Annotated in this window: 8 protein-coding genes and 3 pseudogenes; 5 read left to right on the forward strand and 6 right to left on the reverse strand. The window is 67.9% G+C overall.

Features of this window, described 5'->3' with window-relative positions; all coding sequences use genetic code 11:
- From ABD932_RS30220 to ABD932_RS30240, 5 genes and pseudogenes are all read left to right on the forward strand, one after another.
- A pseudogene (locus tag ABD932_RS30220) lies at positions 1-352 on the forward strand (serine hydroxymethyltransferase); the annotation flags it as partial.
- A gap of 91 nt (positions 353-443) precedes the next feature.
- Positions 444-1,811, forward strand: a complete 1,368-nt coding sequence (locus tag ABD932_RS30225) for an L-serine ammonia-lyase (protein WP_345017413.1) — start codon at positions 444-446, stop codon at positions 1,809-1,811.
- Positions 1,812-1,892: 81 nt separating this feature from the next.
- Positions 1,893-1,994: pseudogene (locus ABD932_RS30230) on the forward strand (type IV toxin-antitoxin system AbiEi family antitoxin domain-containing protein); the annotation flags it as partial.
- A gap of 239 nt (positions 1,995-2,233) precedes the next feature.
- Entirely contained in the window at positions 2,234-2,506 is a 273-nt protein-coding gene (locus ABD932_RS30235) for a hypothetical protein (protein ID WP_345017527.1), read from the forward strand.
- 92 nt (positions 2,507-2,598) lie between these two features.
- Positions 2,599-3,030 (forward strand): nucleotidyl transferase AbiEii/AbiGii toxin family protein, encoded by a 432-nt coding sequence (locus ABD932_RS30240; protein WP_345017415.1) that lies wholly within the window; start codon positions 2,599-2,601, stop codon positions 3,028-3,030.
- On the opposite strand, the gene ABD932_RS44060 is transcribed toward ABD932_RS30240, so the two are convergent.
- From ABD932_RS44060 to ABD932_RS30260, 6 genes and pseudogenes are all read right to left on the reverse strand, one after another.
- Positions 2,954-3,391, reverse strand: a complete 438-nt coding sequence (locus tag ABD932_RS44060) for an immunity protein TriTu family protein (protein WP_425587536.1) — start codon at positions 3,389-3,391, stop codon at positions 2,954-2,956. The genes ABD932_RS30240 and ABD932_RS44060 overlap by 77 nt on opposite strands.
- Positions 3,277-3,566, reverse strand: a pseudogene (locus tag ABD932_RS44065) (TreTu family toxin). Before ABD932_RS44065 ends, ABD932_RS44060 begins: the two are co-directional and overlap by 115 nt.
- Positions 3,567-4,144: 578 nt before the next feature.
- Positions 4,145-4,531 carry a hypothetical protein gene (locus ABD932_RS30245; protein WP_345017417.1) on the reverse strand — a complete coding sequence of 129 codons (387 nt, stop codon included), beginning with the start codon at positions 4,529-4,531 and terminating at the stop codon, positions 4,145-4,147.
- 102 nt (positions 4,532-4,633) lie between these two features.
- Positions 4,634-4,930, reverse strand: a complete 297-nt coding sequence (locus ABD932_RS30250; RefSeq protein WP_345017420.1) for a S1 RNA-binding domain-containing protein — start codon at positions 4,928-4,930, stop codon at positions 4,634-4,636.
- Positions 4,927-11,265 (reverse strand): RHS repeat-associated core domain-containing protein, encoded by a 6,339-nt coding sequence (locus ABD932_RS30255; RefSeq protein ID WP_345017422.1) that lies wholly within the window; start codon positions 11,263-11,265, stop codon positions 4,927-4,929. Before ABD932_RS30255 ends, ABD932_RS30250 begins: the two co-directional genes overlap by 4 nt.
- A 103-nt stretch (positions 11,266-11,368) precedes the next feature.
- Entirely contained in the window at positions 11,369-14,239 is a 2,871-nt protein-coding gene (locus ABD932_RS30260; RefSeq protein ID WP_345017424.1) for a LamG-like jellyroll fold domain-containing protein, read from the reverse strand.
- Positions 14,240-15,074 lie beyond the last annotated feature (835 nt).

Genomic DNA, 15,074 nt, shown 5'->3' on the forward strand with positions numbered 1-15,074 from the left:
GAACGTGCTCTCCGGCGGCACCGACGTGCACCTGATCCTGGTCGACCTGCGCGAGTCCGAGCTGGACGGGCAGCAGGCCGAGGACCGTCTGCACGAGGTCGGCATCACGGTCAACCGCAATGCCGTCCCGAACGACCCTCGCCCGCCGATGGTCACCTCGGGCCTGCGGATCGGCACCCCGGCCCTGGCCACCCGCGGCTTCACCGCCGAGGACTTCACCGAGGTCGCCGACGTCATCGCCGAGACACTGAAGGCGCCCTCTCCCTTCGGGGCGGCCGACGCCGCAGCGCTCAAGGCCCGCGTCAAGGCACTGGCCGACAAGCACCCGCTGTACCCCGGTCTGAACAAGTAGTTCCTTTTTGTGGGGTGTCCCGCACACTGGTCAGTGAGCGGGCGGGGCACCCCGCAGAACCTTCTGCACCACCCCCAATTGAGGAGTCCCCGTGGCCATCTCGGTCTTCGACCTGTTCTCGATCGGCATCGGCCCGTCGAGTTCCCACACGGTCGGCCCGATGCGAGCGGCTCGTATGTTCGCCCGTCGGCTGCGCAACGAGGACCTGCTGTCCTCCGTCGCGTCGGTACGGTCCGAGCTGTACGGCTCGCTCGGCGCGACCGGCCACGGCCACGGCACACCGAAGGCGGTGCTGCTCGGCCTGGAGGGCTCCTCGCCGCGGACGGTGAACGTGGAGTCGGCGGACGAGCGGGTCGAGACGATCAAGTCGTCGGGCCGGATACGGCTGCTCGACGAGCACGAGATCGCGTTCTCCTTCGACGACGACATGGTCCTGCACCGCCGTAAGACGCTCCCGTACCACGCGAACGGCATGACGCTGTGGGCGTACGACGCCTCCGGGACGGAGCTGCTGTCGAAGACGTACTACTCGGTGGGCGGCGGCTTCGTCGTCGACGAGGAGGCGGTCGGCGCGGATCGCATCAAGCTCGACGACACGGTGCTGAAGTACCCCTTCCGCACGGGCGACGAGCTGCTGCGCCTGACCAAGGAGACAGGCCTGTCGATCTCCTCGCTGATGCTGGAGAACGAGCGGGCGTGGCGCACCGAGGAGGAGATCCGCACCGGCCTGCTGGAGATCTGGCGGGTCATGCGGGAGTGCGTGGCACGGGGAATGTCCCGGGAGGGCATCCTGCCGGGCGGCCTGAAGGTCCGCCGCCGGGCCGCGGTCTCCGCCCGCCAACTCCGCGCGGAGGGCGATGCGTTGGCGCACGCGATGGAGTGGATCACGCTCTACGCGATGGCCGTGAACGAGGAGAACGCCGCCGGCGGCCGGGTCGTCACCGCCCCGACGAACGGCGCGGCGGGCATCATCCCGGCGGTCCTGCACTACTACATCAACTTCGTACCCGGCGCGGACGAGGACGGGGTGGTCCGCTTCCTCCTCGCCGCCGGCGCCATCGGCATGCTCTTCAAGGAGAACGCCTCCATCTCCGGCGCCGAGGTCGGCTGCCAGGGCGAGGTCGGCTCCGCCTGCTCCATGGCGGCCGGCGCACTCGCCGAGGTCCTCGGCGGCAGCCCCGAACAGGTCGAGAACGCCGCCGAGATCGGCATGGAGCACAACCTCGGGCTCACCTGCGACCCGGTCGGCGGCCTGGTCCAGATCCCCTGCATCGAGCGCAACGGCATGGCCGCGGTGAAGGCGGTCACGGCCGCGAAGATGGCGATGCGGGGGGACGGCTCGCACAAGGTGTCCCTGGACAAGGTCATCAAGACGATGAAGGACACCGGCGCCGACATGTCCGTGAAGTACAAGGAGACGGCTCGGGGCGGGCTGGCAGTCAACATCATCGAGTGCTGACGGGATGGGCCCTGACCTGCGCGTTCGCTTCTTTCAGCGCTGTCAGGGCCTTCCTTGCTTACGCGGCGGATCATTCGATACATGGACGCTGCGGAAAACTCGCGCCTGGAACAGCGGCTGGCCGGCCTCTCCCCCACATTCACGACGGCGCAAGCACGTCAGGCCCTGCTCTCCCCTCGCGATCTGGCGCACTTGGTCAGGGAAGCGGAGATAGACGAACTCTCCCGTGGGGTGTACCGGCGGGCAGACGCCCCGGAGACCGCGCACGCGGATCTGCTGGCCGTGTGCGCACGGGCCCCTCGCGCCGTCGTATGCGGTGAATCCGCCCTGGCCCTGCATGAGCTGATCGACGACATCCCCGCAGCAGTACACATCGCCGTGCCGCGCGGTACAGCCGCCCGACGATTTCCTACCCGCCGACCGTGGTGGCGCAGTACGCCGCAAAGACCTTCGGCCTCGGCGTCGAACGGTTCGAAGCAGCCCCGGGAGAGAGCATCCCCGTGTACAACGCAGCCCGCAGCGTCGTCGACGCAATGCGCCACCGCAGCCGCATCGGCGAGAACCTCGCCCTCTCCGTGCTCGGCCGCTACCCGCGCCGAAGCGGACGCGGCGAGGTCGGCGAACTCCAGCACGTCGCACGCGAGTTGGACGCTCTCTCCGTCATCCGCCCCACCGTAGAGGCGGTGCTCGCCTGATCGCCAACCCCACCCGCGACACCACCGCCGGCCGCGTCTACAACGACCTGCGCAACCTGGCCCGCCGCAACAGCCGGCCCACGGACGAGGTCATGGTCGAGTACGTCCTCGAACGGTTCCTCTACCGCCTGGCCACACCGCCCCTTGACCGGGAACACTTCGTCCTCAAGGGTGGCCTGCTGCTCGCCCAGGTCGGCGCACGTCGAATGACTCGCGACATCGACATCCTCGGCCGCTCGTTCCCAGGCACCGAAAACGAGATCATCCGCAGGGTCGCGGCCATCGCCGCCACAGAGATCGACGACGGCGTCGCATTCGATCCCGCGACGCTCAAGACCGTCCCCATTCGTGAGGAGGACGAGTACCACGGTCTGCGCCTGTCCATGGCCGCCTCCATCGCCCGAGCACGACTCAAGCTCCAACTCGATATCAGCTTCGGCGACCCCGTCACCCCCGGCCCCAGGATTCGCCGGACCATCTCAACAGGTCGGCAAGTGCCCGACGCAGGTCCACGACCGAGTTGAGCTCACGGTGCTCATGCCGAGCCAGACCTGTGGCGATCTCCGAGAATTCCAACTCGGCCTCCCCGGATCCCCAGACAGTCAACTGCCCGACGGACTCATCCCCGTCGACAGCCAGTGACAGGCTCGGCTTATCCGCTCCGATACGGGATTCGTCGAGGGTGAGGGCAATTCCCTTCGTGCCCAGATCCGTCGCCCGCTCCGCCACCCAGCTCCGCAGCACGGACAGAATCTCTTCGCCGTGCACCATCATTTCTCCATCAGCCACTGGATGTTGAGTGCGCGCGGGAACTGCGGCACCGGCAACCCCTTGCACAGGTTGAGCCGGGCCCGCATCGAACTGGGGCCGGGAAGCTGAGCCCATCCGGCCTTTCTTGCGGGATCCAGCGAACTGCGTGCACATCGAACTCGATATGATCGGTACCGGGCGCCGCCTCACGTCGGCAGGCATCCGAATTCGCGGGATGAGCGACGTATTTCGCTCCCCGGCACCTTCCTGGGCATAGCCCGCTTTTCACCATCTTGTCGCACCACTTCATGGAGGCGATGGAGCTCTCGCGCGGAGCCACCGTCCACTGACGTTGCCGTCAACTACTGCCGTCACCCACCCCAGGAGCCCCGCCAGGACGCCGGACGGGGCTCCTAGCTTGCTTTCGGTATCACTGCGCCGCCAGGAAAACAATCTCCGGGGGACCCGTGTGGGCCCCCGGAGATTGCTACCAAAAGGCCAGCAAGCGAAGCCTCACTGCTCTCCGGCCCTGCGTAGGCTTTCGGCGACAAGTACCTGCCCCGGGGGCCTCAGGATGAATTTGCGCTTCTTCTCGTCGAAGTACTCCAGATAGCAGGACACGCGGTCTCCCACCTGGTAGTTATCGTCATCGTCGATGTAAAGGACATCGACGAGGCCCACCCATGACAGCCCCAGGTCAACGATTACGCCCCAAGTGGAAGACGGCGATGGCCTCCCCTTCGACGATGCTCCCCCATGAGGCCCATCTCCGCCTCTGTCACCAGACCATCGGTCACTCTTTCATCACTCTCAACGGCTACGAATTGAGGCCAGGACGGCAGCCCGTGCACACGTGCGGGTCAGACACTCATCTGGATCACCTCACCGTCACCGCCGCGCGAGGCCCAGCCGGGTCACGTCGGCGTGCCGCCGGTACGGCATGTGCACCCCGGCCGACCACTCGCCCATGTCCCGCTCCAGGTCGAGCCGGACGAACGCCTCCACCGTGATCCCCGCCTCGGTGAAGGCGAGGCGGTACTCACTCAGCTCCTGGTCCCGGGTCAGATCCAGCCAGGTGATGGCATGGTCCAGCGTCACCTGCGGTGCGCCGTCCACGACGTCGAGCCGTACCTGCGGGGTGAGTGTCGAATCGCCGTCGTCCCCGGAATCGCCACCGAAGTCGCACGCCAGATAAGAGCCGAGCATGAACCTGTCGAGCTGCTTCTGGAACCGATCCAACGACAGCAGGAACACTGCAAACTGCTGCTCAACCAAACGGAGTGCAACCCTCCGCATCGGATTCGAGGGACCACTGACACGGCGATCGCCGGGGAGCTCGTCGTACGTGCTCCCCGGCGATCGGTGCGGTCCGGGAGGTCAGGAGGACTGACCTCGCCGCTGCCTGGCCAGGCGCAGGCGTTCCGCGAGAGGTACCTGCCCCGGGGGCCTCAGGACGAACTTGTTCTTCATCTCGTCGAAGGCGTCCAGGTAGCAGGACACGCGGTCACCCACCTGGTAGTTGTCATCGTCGTCGATGTAGAGAACGTCGATCAGGCCGTCCCGTGACAGTCCCAGGTCCACGATGACTCCCCAGCGGAAGACGGCCGTGGCCTCTCCCTCGACGACGCTCCCCACGAGGCGCATCTCGGCCTCGGGCACCTCACGGTCGGTCATAGCTCGTCCATCACCCTCAGCGGATAGGAGTTGAGGAGGCCGAACATCTCTTTGGGAATTCCGAGTTCGACACGCGGAACGCCGTTGTGCGAACCGACGAACTTGTCGAAGTGCTTGTCGAAGTCGGCCCTGGGAATCTTGATCTCCACGACCGTGCCATCGTAACTACCACGCCCCGCGTAGTCGCGCGCGATGTCCAGCCCGTCGTCGCCCAGGCCGAAGTAGGCAGCACCGTCGGGGTTCTGGCCCGTGCGGCCCGGGTAGTCCTCGGGCTTGAAGCCCTCCTCCTTGATCTTCTTGGTCCCTCCCTTGTACGGCGCCTTGTAGATGTAGACGTTGTCCGGATCGTCGTCCTTCTTCGGCCTCGCGGGCTTGTCGGCGTCCGCCTTCTCGCTCTTCTTCGGGCCGTCGGCCTTCTTCGCCGGCGGGGCCGGCTTGGGCTTGGCCGGCGGGGCCGGCTTGGGCGGGGGCTTGGGCTTGGGGGTGGACGGCGGCGTCACGTTCTCGGCGTTCTTGACCGCGTCCTTCGTCTTGTCGGCCGCCTTGACGGTGTCCGTCGCCGCGTCGACCGCGTCCACGGCCTTGTCGACGTACCGCGCGCCCTTCGCCGCGGTCGCGCCGTAACCCGCGATCGGGATCGCCGAGGCATAGGACAGACCCGCGTCGATGTAGTTGCCCTCGGCCGTGTACCAGACGCCGTTGAGCAGGTCGGCGGGCTCACCGAAGCCGGGCACCAGGCCGACGACGTCGAGGGCCCCGTGGCCGATCGGGCTGATCCAGGACTCGCCCCAGTACAGGCCCGTCGGGTCCGGGAAGGCCAACGGGTTGTTGCGGCCGTAGGCGTAGGCGTTGAGGTGCTGCGGGTCCGCAAGGTTGAGCATCGGGTCCACGGACACGAAGCGGCCGGCGGCAGGGTCGTACGCGCGGGCACCGAGCTGGATCAGACCCGTCGTGGCGTCCGCCGTGCCGCCCACGAAGGACTTGTCACCCGGCCACGCACCCGCCGCCGGCTTGGCTCCCCGCACCTCGCCGAACGGCAATGTCCGGCGCTGGGTGATCGCCGAGTCCGCCGCCTTGATCGCGATCTCGGCGGTACCGTTCTGGCCGCCCACCAGCCAGGTCACCCCGGCCGGCGTCCGCACCGCGATCCGCTTGCCGCCGTGTGAGTAATAGCGCGTACCCGACAGGGAGTTCTTCGCCGTGTCGAGGCGGATCTCCTGGCTGGCCAGGTACAGCGTGACGGCGCCCTTCTCCTTGCGGAGCAGGCGGCCTCCGTCCGCGCCGTACACGAACGAGGTCTTGTTCGCCTCGTCCAGGGCGTCGCCGGACAGGTACGGGGTCACCGCGCTGAGGCGGCCTTCCTCGTCCCAGTCCAGCTTCTGGTCGACCGCCGGGGAGAGGTCCGTCGCCGCCTTGGTACGGCGGACGGTGTTGCCCGCCTCGTCGTACGTGAACGACTGGGCCGCCGTCACCTCCCTCGCCGAGGAGCCCGAGGTCGCGGTGCGCACCTCCGCCGACTTCAGGGCGTGCGCGTGTGTACCGCCCGTGACGTCCTGCGCCTTCGGCACGTACGTCGTCGTCTGCGTGATCGCAGCGTCTCCGGTAGTGCCGGTGGCATGACGGACCTCGCCTGTGCGGTTGCCCGCCGCGTCGTACGCGTATGAGTGCCAGTACGGGGCCGGACCACCGACGGTCGCGTCACCGGCGCTCGCCGCGCAGGCGGTGGCCGTCTGGGTCCACGCCTCGGTCAGGCGCCGCAGGTAGTCGTACGTGAAGCACTGGACGTCCGCGGTCTTGCCCTCAGGCGTGTCCGCGATCTTGAGAAGATTGCCGGTGGCGTCGTAGCCGTAGGTGACGTCGGAGTCAGGCGTCTTGACGATCTCCCGGTCGATGCGGGCGCGCTCCAGGCGCCGGGTGCCCTCCTCGTAGGTGTTGGTGAGCCAGGTGTACTTGTCCGCACTGGCCGTGCCCAGCGTCAGCTGGAGCAGCTCGCCGTAGTTGGAGTAACGGGTCTCGCGGGCGTAGTCCGTCGTGTCGCCCAGAGTGAAGGACGGCAGACCGGTCGCCGTGTAACCCGTGGTGATCGTCTCCGCCGGGAGCCCGCCGGCCGCCGGGAGGCGGACGTCATCGATCGAACCGTCCGGCTTGTACGACGCCGTCGCGGTGTACGTGCCGGCCAGCTTGCCGGTGTCCGCGGAAGCGGGGATGGTCACCGAGGTCTTCGTCGGCCGACCCGCCACGTCGTACGCATCGACCGACGAGACGTAGCCGTTGTCCCCCACCCACTTGGTGGCGGAGGCCAGACGCCCCTTGCCGTTGGGGACGGTCGCGCTGTCGTACTCCCAGGTCGTCAGCTTCTTGTCACCGTTGTACAGCGACCGCTGACGGCCCAGCTTGTCGTAGGTGAAGGTGAGGGTGATCTCGCGCTGGTTACGGATCGTCTTCAGCTGGTCCAGGTCGTCGTACGTCATCCACGACGTGCCCGCGTCCGGGTCGACCGCCTTGGTCTGACGGCCGCGCACGTCGTAGTCGTACGACCAGACATTGCCCGACGTGTCCTTGACCTCGGTGACGCGTCCCGCCGCGTCATAGTCGTACGACGTCGTGTCCGCCGCACCGGTCGGCGAACTGGCCTTGAACTCCAGGACCTTGGTCTTCTGCCCCTGCGCGTCGGTGTACGTCGCGGTGGGCGTGGCGCCGGCCGGCGGGTCCACCGTCGTGTGGTCGCCGTGGTACGCGGTCTTCGTACGCCACTTCTCGGTGCCCGCGACTCGGAAGATCGAGTCGGTCGCCCGCCCCGCCCCGTCGTACACCGACTCCGTCTCCCGAGGCGTCCCCTCGGAGGCGTCCTTCACGTTCACGAACGTCGTACCGACGGCCGCCGAGTTGTAGAACGGCCCGATCTCGTTCACCGCCAGCCCGCGGCTGTCGTACTCGGTCGTCGTGATGACCCGCCCCGAGTTCGCCGCCGGGGTCTGCGTCTGGCGGGGCCTGAGCAGTCCGTCGGAGAGCTGGTGGCTGGTGGCCACCGAGCCGTTGGGCAGCAGCGACTTGGTGGTGGTGACCACCGCGTCGTTGTTGCGGACCAGGTAGGCGTACTCCAGGCTCGGCGTGTCCGAGGCCTTGGCGCGGCCCGGGAGCCAGACCTTCAGCAGGCGGCCGAGGGCGTCGTACTCCAGGTCGGTGCGCTGCTTGTTGGCGTCGACCGTGGAGGTGACCAGACCCCAGCGGCGGTCGACCGTGGAGGTGGTGGTGTTGCCGAGCGGGTCCTCGACCTTCATGCCGGTCACCGGGCCGCCGGTGGTCGGCGTGTACGTCGTCTTCGTCGCGTTGCCCGCCTGGTCGGCGGACTCGACGACACGGCCGTGGACGTCGTACTTGGCCGTCGAGGTCGTCACGTACTGCGGGGTGCCGTCGGCCGTGTAGCCCTTGACCTTCTCGCTGCGGACCACGTCGCCCTTGGTGGGCGTGGCGCCGTACGTGTCGCGGTCGTCGTACCAGGTGCGGACATCGGAGATCGCCTCGCCCTTGTAGGACGTGGGCGCGCCGTCGTCGCAGTTGACGGGGACGACCGTGACCCGCTTCAACAGCGTCAGCAGGTTCGCGTCGGTGTTGCGGTTGTACTCGTTCGTCGTGCAGGTGTCGTCGTCCTTGACCGCCAGGTCGCCGGAGTCGGAGGAGCGGACGAGCATGCCGTACGAGTCGTAGAAGTGCTCGATCGCGGCCCGGCGGACCTTGCCGTCGTCCAGCGCGGTGCGGGTCTTGGTCGACTTCACCGCCGCGTACGTCGCCTCGTCCGCGCCCTCCGTCGCCGTGGCGGCCGACTTCCAGGGCGTGCTGACCGCGCCGCTGATCTCCTCGGAGCCGTTGAAGGTGCGCTGTTCCAGCTGGAAGCCCTGATGGCGGGCGTCGTCGCGGACCTTCGTGCCGTCGGAGGCGGTGACCGTGACGGACTTGGTGCCGCCGGACTCCTTCTCGCGGTCGCCGTCCATGCCCTGGAGGTAGGTGGTCTGGGTGCGCAGCTGCTTGCTGTTCTCGTCGCCCGTCTTCACGGTGACCGTGCGGAAGCCGCGCCACTGGTTCCAGGTCTTCTTCTTGGTCTTGACGAGCTCGCTGTCGTCGAAGGCCCAGGCGGCGCCCGTGTAGTCGTAGGAGGTGACCTTGTTCGGGCCGGTGACGGTGACCTCGTCCTCGATCACCTCGTCGACGACGAACTTGTGGAACCAGTCCTCCTGCTCCCCGACCTTGCCCTCCTTCGACCAGAAGGACGGCATGCAGCGCTTGGTGTTGGTCTCGGGGGTGGGCAGGTTCGTGGGGGTGCACTCGGTCGGCTTGTAGTTGACCGAGATCGTGCCGCCGGTCTCCGACTGGATGGCCCGGATGCGCCACTTGTACATGGGCAGGCGGTCGTCAGCGCCCTTGTCGACGCGGTTGGCGTCCTGCCGCTCGTAGAAGGTGACCTTCGGGAGCTTGTTCGCGCCGTCCTTGCCGGAGTGGGTGACCGACTCCAGCCACATGGACGGGGAGTGGGTGGTGTCCGCGCTCTGGTACTTGTGCGCCAGCTCCCACTCGTCGACGTCGTCGTACTTGCCGTCGGACTTCAGGACCTGCGTGGTGACCTTCGCCAGGCGCTTGCGGGTGAAGAAGGTCGGGGACCACTGGTCCTTGCACTCGGTGTCGGAGGTGCAGATCTGCTCGAACGGCACGTCCGGCCAGCGCGTGGCGGTGGACTCCTTCAGGTCGCCGGGCTCACAGTCGGCGGCGGCACCCTTGCAGCGCTCTGCGGCGTCGAAGACGACCTGCGCGGGAGCGGCGGTGGAGTTCTCCTTGCCCTCCTGCTCGCCGTACTCGACCCGCTTGAGCCAGCCACCGCGGTCGTAGGAGACGACCTTGTCGCCGCGGACGGTGTCGTACTTGTTGGTCTCGGTGCCGTAGTAGTACGTCATCGAGTTGCCGTGCACGTCGACGACGTAGTCCAGGTTCCAGCGCCAGGTCTGCTGGCAGCGGGACTCCTTGAAGGTGTCCTTGTGGCAGGGCTCGTCCTTGTCGTCGCCGAAGACCGGGACCTCCCAGGAGGAGCCGGTGAACTCGGTGTCGGCGGCCTCGCGCTTGCCCTTGCCGAAGTGGTAGCGGGTGCCGTCGGTGGTGGTGACGACCCAGTACTCGTTGTTGTCGTCGGCGTTGAAGCCGTCGGTCCTGCGCTGGACGATCGTGCCGTCGTCCTGCTTCAGCCGCCACTCGTTCTCGGCCTTCTTGACCAGCTCGCCGGCCCGGCCGCCGAAGTTCATGGTGGCGTTGTCGGAGTGCCAGCACAGGTCGTACTTCTGCGACCCGGCCTCGTCGTGGCCGTCGTCCGTGCAGGAGCGGTACGACCGCTCGATGTAACCGGCGCTGAGGTCGAAGCCCTCACCGACCCAGGAGGTCTGGTTGTTGCTGGAAGCCGTACGGCCGTCCGTGGCCGCCGAGTTGTAGCCGAGTCCCAGCTGCGGGGACGGGCCCGCGATGGCGGGTGGGACCCGCAGCGGGTACTGCCAGGTGAAGGCACCGGTCTGGGCTGCGACCTGCCAGGACGCCGAGGGCGCGAGCGAGGTTGCGGTGTAGGAGCCGGAGCCGCCGGAGGGGGCGGCGGAGACCGCGAGGAGAGGCGCCTTGGCGCCTGCGGCGGCGGGCACGTCGGTGGTGAGCTTCTGCGCGCGGACGTCGTTGTCCGTGGCGAGCGGGGTGACCGTCTGGCAGGCGGCCGCCTTCGGCGTGGTCAGCGCACAGGCGGGCAGCTGGACCAGCCGCAGGCGCTGCGCCCAGTCGCCGCCGTAGGCCTGGGCGAAGGAGGCGTAGTCGACCTGGACGGCGACCTTGCCGGGCGCGGCAGACCTATGGCCGTCCGCGCGCGTGACCTTCAGGAGCAGGCCGTCGATGCCGACCTTGCGGGCAGCCTCGTGACCGAGGAGGTCGACCTTGGCGCGGGTCGGTGCGGCGGCCCTCGCCGAGCGGGACTTAGGGGCGGCGAGGCGGACGGGCAGGCCGCCCGCGCGGATGCCGCTGCGCGCCCCGGCGCCCTCCAGGTCGACGGTGGCGCTGCCCGGCTTCGGCCAGGACGCCTTCGGGGTCCGCGAACTGCCGTACCCGGCAAGGTGTCTGAGCGGAGTGACCTGGCCGTCCTCCTCCACCACGGGGGTGGAGGGCACGTCCTGGGTCTTGGGCCGTCGCTGCTCACGGGCGTCGTCGTCGCCGAGTGCGGGGGCCGCCTGGAGCAGGGTCAGGGTCAGGGCCGCGGACACCGCCGTGGCCAGGTGTCTCGCCCATCTGTGGGCGTAATGTCTCCGTGTTGAGCGCATGCGCGCTCCCCTCCCGTGTGATGTGGGGTGCCCGGACGCCGGTGGTCTTCCGCGCGCCCGGGCGAAGCCGCTCTGGTCAGGAGCTGCCGGTTGTCACAAGCAGCTAGTCGTTCGCCAGCCGGTAGATCTCCGTGCCGGAGAGCAGCCCGGGCACCAGCCGTACGTCGTCGATGTCGCCGGCGAAGTAGTCGCGCCAGGTGCCGTCGTACTGGGCTCGGCCGATGTTCAGGCCCTTGGTGGCATTCCAGACGCCGGTGACGGTGCTGCTTCCCTGTTCCTCGCCGTCGACGTAGAGGGTGAACCTCCGTGCCGCCGGGTCGTAAGTCCCCGCCAGGTGGGTCCACTTGCCGACGGTCGGCGGGCGCTCGCTCGTCGCCATGGCGCGGATGATGTCGGAGCCGTCCTTGTCGGCGATGTGGCGGCCGAAGATCCAGCGCTTGTAGGCCGTCGAGTAGTAGAGGTTGAGGCCGTTACCGCTGCTTCCGGCCTGGCTGATCACCGAGATGTTCTCGCTCAGCGAGGTCGGCCGCACCCATGCCGAGATGGTGAACGCCTGCCCGGTGTGGACGGCGGAGGCGGCGGTGGCGTAGTCGCTGCTGCCGTTGAAGCGCAGAGCCTTGTCGGCGGCCTGAGTGGCGGAGTGGTTGCCCGCGACCCAGTCGGCGCCCTTGACCGTGAGGTCGCGGTCGTGGCCGGAGGTGTCGGGCGCGGTTGTCCCGGAGGTCTGGTCGAGGCCGTAGACGGCGGCGGCGCAGGAGTCGGCGAGGGCGTCCGCGCAGGCGCGGTCAGCGGTGAAGATGTACTTCTCCAGCGGGCCGCGGTTGCCGGCCTGGTCGACGCTGCGGACGTAGAGCACGTTCGGCCCGAAGGTGGAGGTCGGCACCTCGATGGTGGCGTTGCCGCCGAGGCTCGCGGGCGTGGCCTTGCGGCCGGGGGTGTCGCTGCCCAGGTCCCACTCGTAGTACTCGACGTCGTTCTTGAAGACGGAGTCGGAGTTGCCGTTCGCGGAGAGGGTGAAGTGCCTCTTGGCACCCACCGGCAGGTCCGTCTCGCCGTCCGCCGGCTTCACCAGCGGCTTGGTGTCGGGCCGTTCGGTGTCCACCACGAACTCGCACCAGTCCGACCAGTCCGAGTAGCCGGAGTCCTTCAGCTTGCCGGTCGAGCCGTCGTAGAGCTGGGCGTGCCACTTGTAGCCGTGGCCGTGGGTGAGTTCCCTGACGGGGATGTGCCCTTCGAAGACGCCCTCGTTCTGCGGGCCGTCCTTGCCCTCGTAGACCATGGGCCGGCCGTCGACCTGGTCCCAGACGCGGAAGGCGGCGGTGAGGTTCTGGCCGGCGCCATCGCTGTAGGAGTCGGCGTCGGTGCCGTTGACCGCCATGGTCGGGGTGTCGTCACGGATCCAGGGACGCTTGGTGTTGTCCGTGGTGCAGGTCTTCTCCTCCGGGTTGGTCAGCCGCTCGTTGTAGGGCTTGCCCGGGGTGGTGTTGTACGTGACGACGAGCTTGGCGTTGTCCCCGCGGAACCGCTTCCAGGAGTTGGCGTCGTCCTCGTCGGCGGCCCGCAGCGAGAAGGCGATCGGGTCCTCGGCCTTGGCCTTCTTGCGGACGGTCGCGGTGAGGTTCTCGTTGCCCTCGTCGGCGTTGTCCTGGAAGTCGACCCAACTGGCCGGGGCATCGGGGCTGCAGCTGTCGCCGCGGCCGTATGCCACCGTGCGGTCGACCATGAGGTCGCCGTCCTTCGGCTTGTTGTTCCAGTTGGTGGCGGAGTCCACGCCGCCCTCGCTCACCGCGTGCAGGTTGACGGTGCTCTTCTGGCAGGAGAAGGAAAAGGTCTCGTAGACCTCGAAGACCGCTTTGGAGATCGTGCGGTTCTTCCAGCCGTCGGTGGAGAACTGGAAGTACATGCGGTTGGTGTACGGCGACGAGCTGCACACGTAGTACGTGCCGCCGATGGACTTGTACGAGCAGCGCCCGACGCCCTCGTCCTTCTTGAACTTGTGGAACTCGGTGCTCGGGTGGGCGCTGGAGACGTACAGCCACTCGCTCTTGGACATACCGGCCTCCGGGTCGAGGTAGACCGGGAAGTCGGTGTCGGACGCGGCCAGCACGGAACGGTCGGGCTCAACGGTGACGGCGGATGCCGAGACGTCGAGGGCCATATCGGCGACCTTGGCCGCAGCGTCCGGCGCCTCCTGGGCGGGCATGTCGGTGCCCGAGGCGGGTACGGCGTCGGCGGGCACCCCGGTGTTGGAGGAGTCCCACATCTTGGGTTCCTGACCGCCGAAGACCCGCTCACCGGAGGCGTCCACGGCCTGGAGACCACCGGTCGGACCGGTGCTGAGGTCCAGGCCCTGCGACCGTACGGGCAACCGCAGTTCGGCCAGTTCCGGGCTGCGGGCCGCCTCCGGGGTCTTCACCTCCAGGACGTACGAGTAGCCGGTGACGGAGGCGCTGGCCAGCAGGTCCACGCCCGGGAGAACCTCGCGGTACTCGGCGGTGTCGCCGTCCAGGACCGGCTCCGGCAGCGGGGTCGGCCAGCGCAGGGTGAAGGACTTGCCCTCCTCGCCGAGCGTGACGAAGTCGGACGAGCCGCCCGCCGCGAAAGCCAGGTCAACGACGGCGGCCTTCGGCCCGACCGTGCCGTCCGGCCGACGTTCGAGGGTCGCGTCGGCCTTCACCCAGCTGCCGTCGGGACGCTCCACCCGCTGCGGCTGGACGCTGGTCTCGCTGGTCAACGAGCCGTCTGGGTTGGCGAAGACGAGTTCGTTCTCGGTGCGCTGCTGAATGATCTCCACCGGTTCGCCGGTCTCAGCTGCCAGTGCGAACGCGGCCGCCTCGCCCGAGGCCGGCGGTGTGCTGCCGGCCGCGCCGGCCGGACTGGTGACGGCGGGCAGCGTGCCCAGGACGACGGCGCTGCCGAGCAGCACGCCGAGCGTCCGGGCAGCACGAAGCCGCCGGAACCAAGGGTTGGTCATACCCTTGTCTCCCCCCAGGCTCTCCCCAGAGCCCGCTATGAAATTGATGTGGCCATGCTGTACAGCAGTGGCGAAAGAAACGTATGGGACGCCCTTGACCGAATCAAGGGCATTTCAAGAGTGAGCCACCCCACAGACCGCTTCCTGACGGTCGGTCAGGTTCTCGGAGAACTGCAGAACCATGACCAGAGACAGCACCACCGGTGCCATCCCGGGGCGCCACGAACCCCGAAGGCGGCAGTGAACGGCTCGTCAGCGAAAACCTAGGGTTCCTCGATGCATTTCGGAGACCAGGGACGACGAGGGGGCGCCCTGGTCCGCATTGACGGCGCCTTCCGCACACAGCCGCCTGTAACCCAGCACCACAACAGGTCAGGGCCAGCGACCGCCCGAACGGGGACGCAGGTGGAGCGCGATTGTCGAGATGCCACAACCATCACTCCCCCCTGCGAACCTCCAATTTCACGGTTAGCCGAGAGCCGGTTTGCACGCTCGGCCACCACACGGCCACCACGTCAATCCGAACAGCCCGAAGAAGAGTGACCACAAGATACAAAAGACCAGCTCACAGCCCTGCAGAGCAGAACCGCCACCGACTGCAAGCCTCAGACCTACGCATTGCGATGCACAGACCACACGTGCCCGATTGGCCCAAATTCCAAGGTCAACGAAAACAAGAAACCCCAGCCATCGAATGCCACCCGAGCATCAACTGCCCAATCCCGCGGGCGCCTCACGCAGCATGGGATACGTTGTAATCAGCGCCCGACAAGAAGTCCCCAAAAAGTCCCTGACGTGGTTCAAGGCAAGCCTGGGCATGCCAAAACTGCAGGTC

The organism is Streptomyces shaanxiensis (genome assembly GCF_039537145.1).
Lineage (GTDB): Bacteria > Actinomycetota > Actinomycetes > Streptomycetales > Streptomycetaceae > Streptomyces > Streptomyces shaanxiensis.